This is a genomic window from Amycolatopsis sp. PSD-21 (assembly GCF_055561455.1).
Genome location: NZ_CM145712.1, coordinates 2,062,686 through 2,077,848, shown reverse-complemented (window position 1 = coordinate 2,077,848; position 15,163 = coordinate 2,062,686). Strand labels below are relative to the sequence as shown.

Annotated in this window: 16 protein-coding genes; 7 read left to right on the top strand and 9 right to left on the bottom strand. The window is 71.4% G+C overall.

Annotation, left to right across the window (positions count from 1 at the left end; translation table 11 throughout):
- Positions 1-19 precede the first annotated feature (19 nt).
- A complete protein-coding gene (locus ACZ1DY_RS10190) occupies positions 20-805 on the top strand; it encodes a DeoR/GlpR family DNA-binding transcription regulator (protein WP_126735417.1) in 786 nt (261 codons plus the stop codon).
- Here the strand turns inward: ACZ1DY_RS10190 and ACZ1DY_RS10185 are convergent.
- Positions 795-1,700: an ROK family protein gene (locus ACZ1DY_RS10185; protein ID WP_465484169.1), complete on the bottom strand. Its 906-nt coding sequence runs from the start codon at positions 1,698-1,700 to the stop codon at positions 795-797. The two genes, ACZ1DY_RS10190 and ACZ1DY_RS10185, sit on opposite strands and share 11 nt — an antisense overlap.
- A 310-nt stretch (positions 1,701-2,010) precedes the next feature.
- Here ACZ1DY_RS10185 and ACZ1DY_RS10180 point away from each other — a divergent pair, with 310 nt between their 5' ends.
- Positions 2,011-2,217, top strand: coding sequence for a CbtB domain-containing protein (locus ACZ1DY_RS10180; protein ID WP_034312940.1), 207 nt, complete (start codon positions 2,011-2,013; stop codon positions 2,215-2,217).
- A gap of 14 nt (positions 2,218-2,231) precedes the next feature.
- Positions 2,232-2,987: a CbtA family protein gene (locus tag ACZ1DY_RS10175; RefSeq protein WP_126735415.1), complete on the top strand. Its 756-nt coding sequence runs from the start codon at positions 2,232-2,234 to the stop codon at positions 2,985-2,987.
- Between the two features lie 321 nt (positions 2,988-3,308).
- Here the strand turns inward: ACZ1DY_RS10175 and ACZ1DY_RS10170 are convergent, their stop codons facing one another.
- Together ACZ1DY_RS10170 and ACZ1DY_RS10165 are read right to left on the bottom strand one after the other, a co-directional pair.
- Positions 3,309-4,769, bottom strand: a complete 1,461-nt coding sequence (locus ACZ1DY_RS10170) for a cobyric acid synthase (protein WP_465484168.1) — start codon at positions 4,767-4,769, stop codon at positions 3,309-3,311.
- Entirely contained in the window at positions 4,766-5,698 is a 933-nt protein-coding gene (locus ACZ1DY_RS10165) for a cobalamin biosynthesis protein (RefSeq protein WP_465484167.1), read from the bottom strand. The genes ACZ1DY_RS10170 and ACZ1DY_RS10165 overlap by 4 nt, the downstream gene beginning before the upstream one ends.
- A gap of 36 nt (positions 5,699-5,734) precedes the next feature.
- On the opposite strand from ACZ1DY_RS10165, the gene ACZ1DY_RS10160 reads away from it, so the two are divergent.
- From ACZ1DY_RS10160 to ACZ1DY_RS10150, 3 genes are read left to right on the top strand one after another with little or no spacing between them, the layout of a single operon-like run.
- Complete coding sequence (locus ACZ1DY_RS10160; RefSeq protein ID WP_465484166.1) at positions 5,735-6,340, top strand: bifunctional adenosylcobinamide kinase/adenosylcobinamide-phosphate guanylyltransferase; 606 nt, start codon at positions 5,735-5,737, stop codon at positions 6,338-6,340.
- A 9-nt stretch (positions 6,341-6,349) separates the two neighbouring features.
- Positions 6,350-7,363, top strand: coding sequence for a nicotinate-nucleotide--dimethylbenzimidazole phosphoribosyltransferase (gene cobT / locus ACZ1DY_RS10155; RefSeq protein ID WP_465484165.1), 1,014 nt, complete (start codon positions 6,350-6,352; stop codon positions 7,361-7,363).
- Positions 7,360-8,106 (top strand): adenosylcobinamide-GDP ribazoletransferase, encoded by a 747-nt coding sequence (locus tag ACZ1DY_RS10150; protein ID WP_465484164.1) that lies wholly within the window; start codon positions 7,360-7,362, stop codon positions 8,104-8,106. Before cobT ends, ACZ1DY_RS10150 begins: the two co-directional genes overlap by 4 nt.
- A 107-nt stretch (positions 8,107-8,213) precedes the next feature.
- Here ACZ1DY_RS10150 and ACZ1DY_RS10145 read toward each other — a convergent pair whose 3' ends face one another.
- Both ACZ1DY_RS10145 and ACZ1DY_RS10140 read right to left on the bottom strand, forming a co-directional pair.
- A complete protein-coding gene (locus tag ACZ1DY_RS10145) occupies positions 8,214-8,834 on the bottom strand; it encodes a hypothetical protein (protein ID WP_465484163.1) in 621 nt (206 codons plus the stop codon).
- A gap of 71 nt (positions 8,835-8,905) precedes the next feature.
- Positions 8,906-9,292, bottom strand: a complete 387-nt coding sequence (locus ACZ1DY_RS10140) for a MerR family transcriptional regulator (protein ID WP_257488617.1) — start codon at positions 9,290-9,292, stop codon at positions 8,906-8,908.
- Positions 9,293-9,355: 63 nt separating this feature from the next.
- Between ACZ1DY_RS10140 and ACZ1DY_RS10135 the strand changes: the two genes are divergently transcribed.
- On the top strand, positions 9,356-10,231 hold the full coding sequence (locus ACZ1DY_RS10135) for an NAD(P)-dependent oxidoreductase (protein ID WP_257488618.1): 876 nt from the start codon (positions 9,356-9,358) through the stop codon (positions 10,229-10,231).
- Here ACZ1DY_RS10135 and cobC read toward each other — a convergent pair.
- The 4 genes from cobC to ACZ1DY_RS10115 are packed head-to-tail and all read right to left on the bottom strand — an operon-like array spanning position 10,221 to position 15,121.
- Entirely contained in the window at positions 10,221-11,231 is a 1,011-nt protein-coding gene (gene cobC, locus ACZ1DY_RS10130) for an Rv2231c family pyridoxal phosphate-dependent protein CobC (RefSeq protein ID WP_465484162.1), read from the bottom strand. The two genes, ACZ1DY_RS10135 and cobC, sit on opposite strands and share 11 nt — an antisense overlap.
- The gene (locus ACZ1DY_RS10125) at positions 11,224-12,558 is read right to left on the bottom strand and encodes a cobyrinate a,c-diamide synthase (protein WP_465484161.1); all 1,335 of its coding nucleotides are present in this window, start codon (positions 12,556-12,558) and stop codon (positions 11,224-11,226) included. The genes cobC and ACZ1DY_RS10125 overlap by 8 nt, the downstream gene beginning before the upstream one ends.
- Positions 12,552-13,166, bottom strand: coding sequence for a cob(I)yrinic acid a,c-diamide adenosyltransferase (gene cobO / locus ACZ1DY_RS10120; RefSeq protein ID WP_257488621.1), 615 nt, complete (start codon positions 13,164-13,166; stop codon positions 12,552-12,554). Before cobO ends, ACZ1DY_RS10125 begins: the two co-directional genes overlap by 7 nt.
- Complete coding sequence (locus ACZ1DY_RS10115; RefSeq protein ID WP_465484160.1) at positions 13,166-15,121, bottom strand: putative cobaltochelatase; 1,956 nt, start codon at positions 15,119-15,121, stop codon at positions 13,166-13,168. Before ACZ1DY_RS10115 ends, cobO begins: the two co-directional genes overlap by 1 nt.
- Positions 15,122-15,163: the final 42 nt, after the last annotated feature.

Genomic DNA, 15,163 nt, shown 5'->3' with positions numbered 1-15,163 from the left:
TTCGGGGAGGGAGCTGGGGATGAATCGGCATGAGCGGCTCACGGCTTTATTGGACATGGTGGGAGAGCGGGAAAAAGTCGACGTCGAGGTTTCGGCGGGCGAACTCGGTGTCTCCCCCGCGACGATCCGCCGGGACCTCGATCACCTGGCGGGCCGCAATCTCGTGGTCCGCACCCGCGGCGGCGCGGTCGCGAGCAACGTCGCCTACGACCTTCCGTTGCGGCACAAGGCGGCGCGCAACGCGCCGGAACAGCAACGGATTTCCGCCGCCGCGGCCAGAATGGTCGATCCCGGCATGGTGGTCGGCCTCAACGGCGGCACCACGAGCACCGAAGTCGGCCGCGCGCTCGCGACCCGGCCGGACATGGGCGAGCCGACCGGCGGCCCGGCGCTCACCGTGGTGACGAACGCGCTCAATATCGCCCACGAACTCGCCGTCCGGCCCAATATCAAGATCGTGGTGACCGGCGGGGTCGCGCGGCAGCAGTCGTTCGACCTGTCCGGGCCGCTGTCACAACTTTTCCTCGACCAGATCTCGCTGGATCTGGTGTTCCTCGGCGTGGACGCCTTCGACCCGGTGCACGGCGCGCAGGCGCATCACGAGGGCGACGCGAGCACGAACCGGCTGATGGCGGCCCGTGCTCGGCAGGTCGTCGTGCTCGCCGACAGCGGGAAGCTCGGCGGTCACGCCTTCGCGAAGATCTGCGCGACCACCGACGTCGACGTCCTCGTCACCGATGGCCGCGCGGATCCGGAGCGGGTGCACGCCTTCGAGGAGGAAGGAGTGCGGGTGGTCACGGCTTGAGCCGGTCCAGCGCCAGCAGCGCGGCGCCGAGCCTGCCCGCCTCGTCGCCGAGCTGCGCGATCCGCAGTTCGGGCATGCGCTGGAACTGCAGGTTCGCCGCCAGCCACACCCGCACCGGTTCGAGCACGTAGTCGCCCGCGGTGAACAGGCCGCCGCCGAGGACGACGACTTCGGGCGCCAGCAGCGTGACCAGGGTCTTGATGCCGTGGCCGAGCCCTTCGAGGGCGTCGTTGACCACGGAGATCGCGGCCTCGTCACCGTGCCGGGCGGCGTCGACCACCTGCTCGGCGCCGTCCGCGGGCCGTCCGGTGTGCTCGCTGTAGCGGCGGGCGATGGCCGACGCGGAGGAGATCGCCTCGAGACATCCCGTCGCGCCGCAACCGCACGGCAGCCGGTGGCCGACGTCGATATGCCCGATCTCGCCGCCCTGCCCGCCCGCGGCGTACAGCTTCCCGTCGAGCTGGAGCGCGGCCGCGATCCCGGTGCCGACCGGGATGAAGGCGGCGTCGGTGCAGCCCTTGCCCGCGCCGACGCGGAACTCCGCGAGCCCGCCGGCGCGGACGTCGTGCCCGAACGCGAACGGCAGCCCGAGCCTGCTGTCTAGCATTTCGCCGAACGGCACGTTCCGGAAGTCGAGGTTCGCCGAGAACCGGGCCACTCGCGCGACTTCGTCGACGATGCCGGGGATGACCACCCCGACCGCGTCCGCCGTCCCGGTCCCCGCCTGCTTGCCCAGCGTTTCCACGATCCGCGCGACCTGGTCCGCGAGCGCCTCGCCGTCCGCTCCGCGCGCCGTCGGCTCGCGCAGGCTGGCGAGGTCCTTCAGATCCGCGTCGTACAGGGCCGCCTTGATGGACGTGCCGCCGACATCGAGTGCCGCCACCGCTGGTGTCATAGCTGGATTTTGGCATGCGGACCGGCGTCGACGGCAGGGATCCGTCAGCGTCATCGGCCGGCCACGGGGTGTCAGGTACCCCTGGGCGAACCAGCCGCGTGACATCACGAGCCTGCGCCGATCGGGTTCCGTCACATTGACCGGACGCTTCGTGGCGACCTACGCTCGACCGGCCAGACGACGGCACCCGGAACGCGGTGAGAATCCGCGCGGTCGCGCCACTGTGACCCCGAGCCATCGGGGAAGCCAGACCCGGAGCCGTCGTGACAACCCCTGAAGAGGCCGCGCTAGCCCGAGGAGGTCCACCGCCATGTCCGAAGCGGTAGCCGCAGTACCCGTCCCCGTCCGGATCCCCGTCCGCGAGATCCTGCCCTGGGCGGTGCTCGTCATCCTCCTTTCGCTGATCACGCTGTACTTCGTCAGCGCCGAGCAGGGCGCGGTGTCGGTGTTCGCGAACTCTTACGTCCACGAGTTCGTCCACGACGGCCGGCACCTGCTGGCCTTCCCGTGCCACTAGGCGGCACGCGCCCCATGATGAGGACCTTGCTGGTCCGCGGCATGCTCGCGGGCCTGGTCGCCGGTGTCCTGGCGACCCTTTTCGCGTACTTCTTCGGTGAGCCTTCGGTCGACGCCGCCATCGGTCTCGAAGGCTCCGCCGCGCATTCGCACAGCGCTCCGGGCGCCCATGAACACGCTCCCGCGGAAGCGGAGGAAGAGCTCGTCACGCGCGGTGTGCAGAGCACCGTCGGCCTGCTGACCGGCGTCGGCCTGTACGGCGTCGCGGTCGGCGGGCTGTTCTCGCTCGCGTTCGCCTTCGTCTACGGGCGCCTCGGCACCCTGCGGCCGCGGGTGACCGCGGCCCTGCTCGCCGGCGGCGCTTTCGTGGTCGTGTTCCTGGTGCCGTTCCTGAAGTACCCGGGGAATCCGCCCGCGGTCGGGCAGGCGGGCACGATCGGCAGCCGGACTTCGCTGTACTTCGGGTTCGTCGCGCTTTCGCTGCTGGTCGGCATCCTCGCCGCCGCGTTCGGGCGGAAGCTGGCCGACAAGCTCGGCGCCTGGCGCGGCGGCCTGATCGCCGCGGGCGGGTATGTCGTGCTGATCGGGGTGGCCGCGGCGCTGCTGCCGTCGATCGACGAGGTCCCCGACGGGTTCCCGGGTTCCACGCTGTGGTCCTTCCGGATCGCCTCGGTCGGGACGCAGGTGGTGCTCTGGACCGCGCTCGGCCTGGCCTTCGGCGCTCTGGCCGAGAAGGCGTTGAAGCACAAGGCGGCAGTTCAGGCCGCTTAGTGAGGCGGAGCGTCCACATGGGACACTTGATGGCAACCTTATGTCCGGGATGACTCGCGATCGGACCGTGTCTTCGCCCTCGCGTGATCGCTCGACGTGGTCGAGGGGTGTGTGGAAATAGAGACGTTCGACGTCCCTATTTCCACACACCTCGCATCTGCGGCGGTCTGGCCGTCGTGACCGGACCGGTCACGCGGGGACCGTGTGGATTCCTGGTCAGCCAACGCCCCGAAATCCACACAGTGCCCGTCCTCCATAGCATTTCGTCCTCTGGATGCGGTAGTCGCGTGCGCAAGGACCGCATTCAGAGGACGAAATGCGTCATGGGACGCCCGGCGGCACGAAAGGCAGACCGCTAGGGGCGCCCTCTTCGATGAGGCGCAGCAGCCGGGCGGTGTCGACGTGCTCCTCGACGGCGTCGGCGAGCCGATCCAGCATGCTCTCCCGCAGCGCGCCGAACCCCGGTGCCCCGGCGGCGGGCGACCAGTCCGCCACCTCGCCCAGCCAGGCGCGGCGGAAACCGTCGTTCTCGAAGGCCCCGTGCCACATCGTGCCCCACACCGCGCCTCGCCGGTATCCGTCCAAAAAGGACTCGGCGGGGCCGGTGGCGGTCACGGTGCCGTGGTGGATTTCGTACGCCGCCACGGGTTGCCCGCGCCACTCTCCCGATGGCCGGGCCAGCACCTTGTCGGCGCTGAACGAGACGCGCGTCGGCAGCAGGCCGAGTCCGGGGACCGTGCCGGCGCCGGATTCGACGTCGTCCTCGATCTCGGCGGCCAGCATCTGATAGCCGCCGCAGATCCCCAGCACCGGGCGCCCCGCCTCGGCCCGTGCGCGCACGGCGTCGGCCAGGCCGCGCGCGCGTAGCCACGCCAGGTCGTCCACGGTCGCGCGGGAACCCGGAAGGATCACCACATCGGCGGAACGAACCGTGTCCGGGTCGGCGGTCAGCGCGACCGAGACCCCGGGCTCGGCGGCGAGCGCGTCGACGTCGGTCGCGTTGGAGGCACGCGGAAAACGCACGACGGCGACCCGCAGCGATCCGCCCGAAGCGCCCCAGCCCGCGGCGGCGAGCGCGTCCTCCGAGTCGATCCACACCTGGTCGAGCCAGGGCAGCACGCCGAAGACCTCGCGGCCGGTGAGCTTCTCCAGCGTCTCCAGCCCCGGCCGTAGCAGGCCGACGTCACCGCGGAACTTGTTGACCAGCCAGCCCGAAACCAGCGCCTGGTCTTCGGCGGACAGCAGGGCGAGCGTGCCGAACATCGCGGCCATGACGCCGCCGCGGTCGATGTCGCCGACGACGACCACAGGCAGGCCGAAGCGCCGCGCCAGCCCCATGTTGACGTAGTCGCCTTCGCGCAGGTTGATCTCGGCCGGGCTGCCCGCGCCTTCGCACAGCACGACGTCGAAGCGGCGCCGCAACGACGAGAACGTGTCGAAGGCGATCTCCGCGAGCCCGGCCCGGCCCGTGGCGTACTCCCCCGCTTCCAGCGTGCCGAACGGTTTCCCGAGCGCGACGACGTGGCTGCGCCGATCGCTCCCGGGTTTCAGCAGTACCGGGTTCATCGCGGCTTCGGGTTCGACGCGGGCCGCCCGCGCCTGGAGCCATTGCGCGCGGCCGATCTCGGCGCCGTCCGCGCACACCATCGAGTTGTTCGACATGTTCTGGGACTTGAACGGCGCGACCCGCACGCCCCGGCGCGCGAGCCAGCGGCACAACGCGGCGGTGACCAGGCTCTTGCCCGCGTCCGACGTCGTCCCCGCGACGAGCAGGCCGCTCACCGGGTGACCGCCACCGCGACGGCGAGCGCGGCGAGACCGACCGCCCTCGACAGCCGGACCGCGCGGCGCACGTCCACCGGTTCCGGCTCACGGCCGTCGCCGAGGACACCGCGGCGTTCGGTGCGTCCGCCGTAGCTGTTCGTCCCGCCCAGCCTGATCCCGAGCGCACCGGCGAAGGCGGCCTCGACCTGGCCGGCGTTGGGGCTCGGATGGTGTTTCCCGTCGCGGCGCCAGATCCGAAACGCGGGTTTGGCGAAGCCGCCCGCCAGCGGCGCCGACGCGACCGTGAGCGCCGCGCCGACCCGGGACGGCACCAGATTCGCCAGGTCGTCGGTCCGCGCCGACGCCCAGCCGAAGTTGGCGTACTTCGGGGACCGGTAGCCGACCATCGCGTCGAGCGTGTTGAGCGCGCGGTAGCCGAGCAGGCCGGGGATCCCGGCGACCGCGCCCCACAGCAGCGGCGCGACGACCGCGTCCGAGGTGTTCTCGGCGATGGACTCGGTGGTGGCCCGCGCGAGCTGTTCGGTGTCGAGCCCGGTGGCGTCGCGGGCGCACAGATGCGAGAGCCGCTCACGCGCGGCCGGCAGGTCGCCGTCGTCGAGCAACCGGGCCATGCGGGTGCCCTCGGCCGCGAGCCCCTTGCCGCCCAGAACCACCGAGGTGGACGCCGCGGTGAGCACGAACCGCGCGAACGGGCGCTTGCGGGTCCAGAACTGGGCCGCGACCCCCAATCCGGTGACCGTGCCCGCGCAGACCGCGGTGTACGCCGCGCCCCGTACCTTCGAATCGGCGTAAACCCGCTGTTCGAGGGCTTGCGCGGCGCGGCCGAAACCCGCGACCGGGTGCCTTCTGCGTGGATCTCCGAAGACGGCGTCGGCGACGTAACCGGTCACGAGTCCGGCTGCGGTGGCGGCTTGTCGGAGTGGCACGTGGCGAACCGTAGCGCGTGCACGAGAATGCGGGGTATGACCAAGCTGACGCACCGCCTCGCGAAGGTCCTGGAGACCCTCGCGCGCGCACTTCGCCGCTACTCGCGCGACGACGGCAAGGTGCTGATACTGGGCGGCGTCCGCTCTGGGAAGTCACACCACGCCGAGCGGCTCGCGTCCCGCCACCCGCACCTGACCTACGTCGCGCCCGGGCTGCCGCCGAGCGCCGAAGATCCCGAATGGGCCGCCAGGGTGGCCGCGCACCGCGCGCGGCGGCCGGGCCATTGGAAGACGGTGGAGACCACCGACCTGGCCACGGTGCTGCGCACGGCGACGCATCCGCTGCTCATCGACTGCCTCGGCACGTGGATCAGCCGCGTGCTCGACGAGGTCGGCGCCTGGGAGCAGCGCAACGGCTGGGAACGGCGGCTCGACGACCGGCTGGAGGACTTCCTGGCGGCGTGGGAGCAGGCGGACGTGCCGGTGATCGCGGTCAGCAACGAGGTCGGCAGCGGTGTGGTGCCCGCGACGGTGTCCGGACGCGTGTTCCGTGATGTGCTGGGCGCGCTGAACAACCGGGTGTCCGCCGTGTCCGACCGGACCGTGCTGGTCGTCGCCGGACGGATGCTCGACCTGCCATAGGGAGTCGCCATGCGTATCGCCACCCCGGACGCCGCCGCCGAAGCCGCCGCGCGCGCCAGACTGGACGGCCTGGTCAAACCGCTGGGTTCACTCGGACGGCTCGAAGACCTGGCCGCCTGGCTCAGCGCCGCGCACGGCGTCGTCCCGCCGCGCCCGCTCGACGACGTCCGCGTGGTCGTCTTCGCCGGGGACCACGGGGTTTCCGGGATGTCGGCGTATCCGCGCGAGGTCACCGCGGCGATGGTGCGGGTGTTCCTGGCCGGGAAGAGCGGCGTCAATGTGCTGGCCGGGCTGGCCGGGGCGAAGGTGCGGGTGCTGGACATCGCGGTGGACTGGGACGGCGCGGACGTGCCGGCCGAGGTCACCGCGCACAAGGTCCGGCGCGGTTCCGGCTCGATCGACGTCGAGGACGCGCTCGCCGATGGCGAGGCGCGGACGGCGTTCGAGCACGGGCTGGCGATCGCGGACGAGGAGATCGACGGCGGCGCGGATCTGCTCATCCCCGGTGACATGGGGATCGGCAACACGACGATCTGCGCGGCCGTGGTCGCCTCGCTGCTCGGCCTGCTCCCGGAGGACGTCGTCGGTACGGGCACCGGGATCGACGAGGACACGCGGGCGCGGAAGCTCGCGGTCGTCGAAGCCGCGTTGGTCAGGTCCGGTGCGGTGAAAGACCCCTTCACGTTGCTCACCGAGCTCGGCAGCGCCTGTCTCGCCGCGACGGCGGGCTTTCTCGTGCAGGCCGCGGTCCGCGGGGTTCCGGTCCTGCTCGACGGCGTCTTCTCCGGGGCCGCCGCGCTCGTCGCGCGTGAGATCGCGCCGGGGGCCGAACAGTGGTGGCTGGCGGGGCATCGGTCGACCGAGCCGTCGCAGGCGTTCGCGTTGAAGGCGCTCGGGCTGGAGCCGATCCTCGACCTCGGGCTGCGGCTCGGCGAGGGCAGCGGCGCCGTGCAGGCGGTGCCGACGCTGCGGGCGGCGCGGGCGATCCTCGCGGACATGGGCCTGCTGGCGGATCTGGCTTGATCGCCGACGCGCTGAAGATGGCCATCGGCACCCTGACCACCGTCCGGGTGCCGGCGCCGGGCCTGATCGACCGGCGGGTGGCGGGCGGCGCGATGCTGCTCGGTCCGCTGGCCGTCGTGCCGCTCGCGGCCGGCGCCTCGGTGATCGTCTTCCTGGGTGAGCTGATCGGCCTGCCCGCGTTCGCGTCGGCGGCGCTCGCGCTGGGCGCGGTGGCGCTGGGCAGCCGCGGGCTCCATCTGGACGGACTCGCCGACACCGCGGACGGGCTCGGCGCTTCGTACGACCGCGCGCGGGCCCTGGAGGTCATGCGGCGCGGGGATTCCGGGCCGACCGGGATCGCGACCCTGGTGCTGGTGCTGCTGGTGCAGGTCGGCGCGCTGGCCGGGGCGATCTCGGCCGGGCACGGGATCGCGGCGGCCGCGGTGGCGGTCGTCGCCGGACGCGGGGTGCTCTCGCTGTGCTGCGCGCGCGGCGTCCCCTCGGCCCGGCCGGAAGGGCTGGGCGCGACCGTCGCGGGTTCGGTCCCGGTGTGGGCGGCGGCGGTGGTGTTCGCCGTGCTCGCGGGTGCGGCGGCGCTGGTACTGCCGTGGTGGCAAGGGCTCGCCGCCGTGGCACTGGGGTATCTGGCCGCGGCGGCGTTGCTGGCGCGGTGTGTTCGGCGGCTGGGCGGGGTCACCGGGGACGTGCTCGGGGGCTGCGTCGAGGTCGCCGTCGCGGGGGTCTTGCTGGCTTTGTCGTTCTGAAAGACGTAACTCGCGTGTTTGGAGGCGTAACTCGCGAGTTACGCCTCCAAACACGCGAGTTACGCGTCTGAGCACGCGAGTTACGCCTTCGGCCGCACAGGCCCCGGTCAAGCAGCGGTGTCCGTCTTCAGTTTCTCGTCGATCTCCGGCAGCCAGAAGCACAGCTCGAACGTCTTCATCCCGGCCCAGAGTCCGAGCTTCCGGCCCTGCGAAACCAAGGTGAGCGACGAGAACAGCAGCAGCACCGCGACGACGGCGGCGACGAACGGGTGCTTGCCCGCGAAGATGTCGACGATCGCGGCGATGGCGCCGAACAGCAGTGGCGGCGCGCAGTTGCGCACCATGAGCCCGGACGCCCGCAGCCGCGTGACGTCGGCCGCGACCTCCTTGTCGTGCAGTTGCAGCGCGCACAGCAGGAGATGCGGGTTCTCCTTCAGGAACGGGCGGTCTTTCGCGGCGGGCATCCGGCGGACGAAATCCTGGGCCGCGTCCCGGTTCCGCCTTCGCGGCACGATCCGCTCCAGCGCCTCCCCGAGCGGATAGGCCAGATAGCCCAGCAGGAAACTCAGCACCACGATCACGACGACCAGCACCACGGTGGGCACACCACCGATGCTCGCCGCGGTCAGGATGTGGAGTTTCGCCCCGAGGTAGCCGAAGAACGCGACGTACAGCGCGCCGGGGATGGTGTAGGCGAAGAGATCGAAGACGCCGATCACGAAGTTCACCGGCCCATCCAACCATTTCGGGCACCGGAACGGCCGTGAGTGGTGAAGACGGTTCTAACCGTCCTTACCACTCACGAGCCCAACGCTTCGGCGACCTCGTCGGCGTGCGGGACCGTCGCGGCGATGATGCCGTCCAGCACCTCCCTTGTCGCCGTCATTTCGTCGATCGCCGCGCTGATCCGCTCCCGCTCCCGGTACAGCTCGGGCAGCAGGTCGGCGCACGCGGGAGCGAGGCCGTTCCCCAGATCGACCATGCACGGCAGCACTCCGGCGATGGTCGCGGTACCCAAACCCGCGGACAGCAGCGTGCGGATGTTGCGTACCCGCCCGACGTCCTGTTCGGAGTACTCGCGGTACCCGCTCGGCCTTCGCACCGGATGCAGGAGGCCCTGCTCCTCGTAGTACCGGAGCAGGCGCTCCCGCACGCCCGTCCGCCGTACCAGCTCACCGATCCGCATGGGACCACCATTACACGATCGAGAGTTGACTCTCACATCGATGAGAGACTTTAGCCTTGCGCCATGAGCGAAAAGAAACTCGCCGTGACCGTCGCGGGCCTCGGCCCGATGGGTTCGGCGCTCGCCGCGGCCCTGCTCGACCACGGCCACGAGGTGACCGTGTGGAATCGTTCTCCCGGCAAGGCCGCGCCCCTGGTGGCTCGAGGCGCGCGGGAAGCGGACGGCGTCGCGAGCGCGGTGTCCGCGAGCGAGGTGACCGTCGTGTGCCTCGCCGACTACAACGCCCTGTACTCCGCATTGCGTCCCGCCGAATCGGCCCTGCGCGGCCGGGTGGTGGTGAATCTCAATTCCGGCACGCCGAAGGAAGCACACGAAGCCGTTCGCTGGGCCGGAGATCGTGGGATCGGCTACCTCGACGGCGCCATCATGGTCCCGCCGGCGATGGTCGGCCGTCCGGGTTCTGTGTTCCTCTACAGCGGTGCCGAGGACGTCTTCGACGCGCACAAGGCAACGCTGGCCGTACTGGGGGAAGCGACCTACCTGGGGGCGGATCCGGGCCTCGCGGTGCTGTACAACACCGCTTTGCTGAGCCTGATGTATTCGTCCATGAACGGTTTCCTGCACGCCGCCGCCCTGGTCGGCAGCGCCGGGGTCGCGGCGACCGATTTCACGAAACTCGCCGTGGACTGGTTCCTGCCCTCGGTGGTCGGCGGGATCCTCGAGGTCGAGGCACCCGCCATCGACAACGGTGTGTACCCCGGTGATCTCGGCTCCCTCGAAATGAACCTCACGGCGCTCACGCACATCGTCGGAACCAGCGGCGAGCAGGGCGTGGACACCGAGATCCCGGCCAGGAACAAGGAACTGGCCGAAAGGGCCATCGCCGCGGGGTTCGGGAAGAGCAGCTACTCGTCGATCATCGAGGTCCTCAAGAAATGACCGCGTCGAGTGCGGCCAGGAACCCGTCCACCGTCTCCCGGTCCCGCACCGCGATCCGCAGGTACCGCGCGTCCAACCCGGGGAAGGTGTCCCCACGCCGGACGGCGAAACCGCGCTCCCGCAACCTCTCCCGGACGCCGTCGGCGCCAGGCAGCCGCACGAGCACGAAAGGACCCCGAGGCTCACCGAGCACTTCGACACCCAACGCGGTCAGACCCGAAACCAGGTACTCCCGGTCCGCTTCCGCCGCCACCGCCAGCTTTTCTGCTTCCTCCAACGCCGCCGGGCGGCAGCACGCCACCACGGCGACGGCGGCGAGCGACGACACCGACCACGGGGGCTGGACCGCGCGCAGACTGTCCACAACGGACTCGTCCGCCAGCACATACCCCGCACGCAGGCCGGCGATCCCCCAGGTCTTCGTCAGGCTGCGGAGCACGACGAAACCAGGTTGTCCGGCAACGCTTTCGGTCTCGCCGGGGACGGCGTCGAGGAAGGCCTCGTCGACGCCGACCAGGCGCCCCGGGCGCCCCAGCGCGAGCAGGTCCGCGGCCGGGTGCAACACGGACGTCGGGTTCGTGGGGTTCCCGACGAAGACCAGATCGGCTTCTTCCGGAACGCCGCCCAGCCGGAAACCGTCGTCGGGGGACAGCAGCACCCGGTGCACGGGATGGCCAGCCGCGCGCAGAGCGGCCTCGGGTTCGGTGAACTGCGGGTGCACGACGACGGCGTGTGACGGCCGCAAAGCCGTGGCCAGCAACGTGAAGGCCTCGGCCGCGCCGGAGGTCACCAGCACCTGGGACTCCGGCAGCGAATGCCGGGCGGCGACCGCGGCCGTGGCGGCGGTGACGTCCGGATAGGCCGCCAGGTCGTCCAGGGCCGCCGCCAGTTCGGCGCGCAGCCAAGCGGGCGGCGCCGGAAGGCGGACGTTGACCGCCAGATCGACGAGACCTTCACCGACCTCGCGATCACCGTGGTGCCAGAGGTCGTAGTCAGCCATGGGCGTGCACCGCGGCGGCGAACCGTTCGGCGAGTTCGGGGTAGCCCGCCCAATGGACGTGCAGGTACGACGCGTGCAGCGACGCCGACGCGAAGCCGTCGGGCGTGCGGTCCCAGCCCCAGGCGGGGGTCGGGCCGCTGCCGGGTTCGAGGATCGTGCGGTGGAATTCGTGCCCGGTGACGCGCTGGCCCGCGACGGCGAGCACGCTGTCCGCGGGCGCGAAAGCCTTGCGGTAGCCGAGTTTCCCGCGTTTCGTCATGGTGGCCGATGCGTCGAGGACACCGGTCATCGGCGTGCCGTCGATGTCCTGGCACAGGTACAGCAGCCCGGCGCATTCCGCCACGACAGGCATTCCGTCACCGACGGCCCGCGCCACCGCGGTCCGCAGCGGGACGTTCGCCGACAGCTCCTCGGCGTGCACCTCGGGAAAGCCGCCACCGAAGTACAGCCCGGCGCAGCTCTCGGGAAGTTCCTTGTCCTGCAAAGGATCCACGTCGACGACGTCGACACCGGCGGCGGCGAGCAGTTCGACGGCCTCGGTGTAGCGGAAGGTGAATGCTGGACCCGCCGCGGCGGCGACCACCGTACGGCGGCCGTCATGGGCGAACGGAGGCCGCCAGGGATCCCCCGAAAGCCGCGAAGCCGATCGCGCGACCTGCACGATCGCGCCGAGGTCCACGCCCTCGCTGATCCAGGCCGCCAGCTCCGGCAGCAGCCGCGCCGACTCGCTCGCCCGTTCCGCCGCCGGGACCAGGCCGAGGTGCCGGCTGGGCGCGTGGATCTCTTCGTTGCGGTACAGCGTTCCCAGCAGCGGGACACCGGTCGCCTCCAGCGCGGTGACGATCTCGTCCGCGTGCCGCTGTGAGCCCAGCTTGTTCAGGATGACCCCGGCCAGCCGGACGCGCGTGTCGTACTGCGCGAACCCGAGCACGGTCGCGGCGACACTGCGCGACGCGGCCGAGGCGTCCACCACGAGCACCACCGGCGCGTCCAGCAGCCGCGCGACATGCGCCGTCGACGCGTATCCCTCGGTGCCGAGCGCCCCGTCGAACAGGCCCATCACGCCTTCGATGACCGCGATGTCGGCACCGGCGGAACCGTGCCGCAGCAACGGGATCAGCCGATCCTCGCCCTGGAGGAACGGGTCGAGGTTGCGCGGCGGCCGCCCGGTGGCGAGGGAGTGGTAGCTCGGGTCGATGAAGTCGGGGCCGACCTTGTGCCCGGACACCGTCAGCCCCCGCGCCCGCAACGCCGCCATCAGGCCCGCGGCGATCGTGGTCTTGCCGTGCCCGGAGCCGGGCGCGGCGATGACCACGCGGTTCACCATTCGATGCCTCGCTGGCCCTTTTGCCCCGAGTCCATCGGATGCTTGACCTTCGTCATCTCGGTGACCAGGTCCGCCGCCTCGATCAGCTCCGGCGGCGCGTACCGGCCGGTGATCACCACGTGCTGGTGGCCGGGGCGCTCCGTCAGCGTCGAGACGACGTCGTCCACTTCGAGCCAGCCCCATTTGAGCAGGTAGCTGAACTCGTCGAGGACGTAGAAGTCGTGGGTCTCGGCGGCGAGACGGCGTTTGATCTCGGCCCAGCCCTCACGCGCGTTCTCGGCGTGGTCCTCTTCGGAACCGGACTTGCGCGCCCAGCTCCAGCCTTCGCCCATCTTGTGCCATTCGACCGCGCCACCCTGACCGGTGTCTTCGTGCAGCTTGCCGAGCGCGCGGAACGCGGCTTCCTCGCCGACGCGCCATTTCGCCGACTTGACGAACTGGAACACGCCGATTGACCAGCCCTGGTTCCACGCGCGCAGCGCCATCCCGAACGCGGCCGTGGATTTGCCCTTCATCTCGCCGGTGTGCACGGCGAGCAGCGGGCGGTTGCGGCGCTGGCGGGTGGTGAGGCCGTCGTTCGGCACCGTTTCCGGTTTGCCCTGTGGCATTACGCCGCCCTTCCCGAGAGCCGAGTGCGGACGGCGCCCGCGAGGGTGTCGGCGGCGACCTCGGCGACCGGAACGTGTTCCGCGCCAAGGTGTTCCGCCAGTTCGGCGGCGAGCCCGAGCCGCATTTTCCCGCTCTCGCAGTCCATCACGATCGAGGTCACGTTCCCGGCCAGCAACCCGGCCGCCTGCCGCGCGCGCTGGACGGCATCGGCGCCGCTGGTCGCGCGGCCGTCGGTGACGACGACGAGCAGCGGACGCCGCAGCGGATCGCGGACCGCTTCGATCCGCAGAACCCGCGCCGCCTCAAGGAGTCCTTCGGCCAGCGGCGTGCGGCCGCCGGTCGCGAGACCGTCCAAACGGGACGCCGCGGCGTCCACGCTGATCGTCGGCGGGAGCGCGAGTTCGGCGCCGGAAGCGCGGAAGGTCACCAGGCCCACCTTGTCCCGACGCTGGTAGGCGTCGAGCAGTAGCGACAGCACGGCGGTCTTGACCTCGCGCATCCGCTGCCGCGCGCCCATCGAGCCGGACGCGTCGACGCAGAACAGCACCAGGTTGCCCTCGCGCCCTTCCCGCCGCGCGAACCGGAGATCCTGCGGCCGCACCATGAGCCCGGCGCCACTGCGGCCGCGGGACCGCTGGTGCGGCGCGGCCGCGCGCACGGTCGCGAGCAGATGCGGATGGCCGTCCTTGGTTCCGGCGGGCTGGACGCCGATGGTCCGCCCGTTGTCGGTGATCGCCCTCGACCGCCGTCCGGCGGCGCCCTCACCGGTGCCCTTCACCTCGAAACGCCTGGCACGGAAGGCTTCCCCGGCGCCGACCGGCTTCTGGTCGCCGCCACTCCCGCCGCTTGACGGCTCCTGGCTTCCGCCCTCCGACGGCGGAGCCTCACCGCCTTCGGGAGGGGTACCGGAACCGGGGCCGTCGTCGTCGGGACCGGGGCCTTCGGGTTCGGCGTCCTGCAACGCCTGCTCCAGTTGCTCCTCGGAGATCCCGGGCGCGTCGAAGGGATTGCGGCGACGCCGGTGCGGCAGCGCGAGCCGGGCCGCGACCCGGACGTCGTCGGTGGTCACCTCGGTGCGCCCGGCCCAGGCGGCGTGCGCGACCGCGGTCCGCGCGGTCACGATATCCGCGCGCATCCCGTCGACCTCGAAGGACGCGCAGACCTCGGCGATCTGCCGCAGCGCGTCGTCTGGCAGTTTGACCGACGGCAGAAGTCGTTGTGCCGCCTCGATGTCCGCGGCGAGTTCGGCGTCGGCCGCGGCGTACTGGCCGGCGAATCCGTCGGGATCCGCCTCGTAGGCGAGACGGCGGCGGACGACCTCGACCCGCAGTTCGGGATCGCGGCTCGACGCGACCTCGACGGTGAGCCCGAAGCGGTCCAGCAGCTGCGGCCGCAGCTCGCCTTCCTCGGGGTTCATCGTGCCGATCAGGACGAACCGGGCCGCGTGCGACACCGAGACCCCCTCGCGCTCGACGGTCGCGCGCCCCATGGCGGCGGCGTCGAGCAGCGTGTCGACCAGGTGGTCGTGCAGGAGGTTGACCTCGTCCACGTACAGCAGCCCGCGATGCGCGGCCGCGAGCAGACCGGGCTGGAAGTCGGTGACGCCGTCCGCGAGCGCGCGTTCCAGGTTCAGCGAACCGATCACGCGGTCTTCCGCCGCGCCGACCGGCAGCTCCACGAGCCGCGCGGGACGGCGATGCGCGGGCGAGCCTTCGGCGTGCGGCCCATCGGGGCAGGCCGGGTCGGGTTCGACGGGGTCACAGGAGAACCGGCACGCGTCCACCACGTCGACGCCGGGCAGCAGACCGGCCAGCGCGCGCACCATCGTCGACTTCGCCGTGCCCTTCTCCCCGCGCACCAGCACCCCGCCGACGGCGGGTGAGATCGAGGAAAGCACCAGCGCCAGGCGCAGGTCCGGCATCCCCACAACGGCGGTGAACGGGTACGGCTTCACAGCTCTCCTGTCGTCGACGACCTCCGGCCGATCATCGCATAG

Coding starts and splice junctions, on each gene's coding strand:
- cobO (WP_257488621.1), bottom strand. CDS start 13,166: ATGCCACAGGGCAAACCGGAAACGGTGCCGAACGACGGCCTCACCACC.
- ACZ1DY_RS10190 (WP_126735417.1), top strand. CDS start 20: ATGAATCGGCATGAGCGGCTCACGGCTTTATTGGACATGGTGGGAGAG.
- ACZ1DY_RS10160 (WP_465484166.1), top strand. CDS start 5,735: ATGACCAAGCTGACGCACCGCCTCGCGAAGGTCCTGGAGACCCTCGCG.
- ACZ1DY_RS10180 (WP_034312940.1), top strand. CDS start 2,011: ATGTCCGAAGCGGTAGCCGCAGTACCCGTCCCCGTCCGGATCCCCGTC.
- ACZ1DY_RS10135 (WP_257488618.1), top strand. CDS start 9,356: ATGAGCGAAAAGAAACTCGCCGTGACCGTCGCGGGCCTCGGCCCGATG.
- ACZ1DY_RS10175 (WP_126735415.1), top strand. CDS start 2,232: ATGATGAGGACCTTGCTGGTCCGCGGCATGCTCGCGGGCCTGGTCGCC.
- ACZ1DY_RS10125 (WP_465484161.1), bottom strand. CDS start 12,558: ATGGTGAACCGCGTGGTCATCGCCGCGCCCGGCTCCGGGCACGGCAAG.
- cobC (WP_465484162.1), bottom strand. CDS start 11,231: ATGGCTGACTACGACCTCTGGCACCACGGTGATCGCGAGGTCGGTGAA.
- ACZ1DY_RS10140 (WP_257488617.1), bottom strand. CDS start 9,292: ATGCGGATCGGTGAGCTGGTACGGCGGACGGGCGTGCGGGAGCGCCTG.
- ACZ1DY_RS10185 (WP_465484169.1), bottom strand. CDS start 1,700: ATGACACCAGCGGTGGCGGCACTCGATGTCGGCGGCACGTCCATCAAG.
- cobT (WP_465484165.1), top strand. CDS start 6,350: ATGCGTATCGCCACCCCGGACGCCGCCGCCGAAGCCGCCGCGCGCGCC.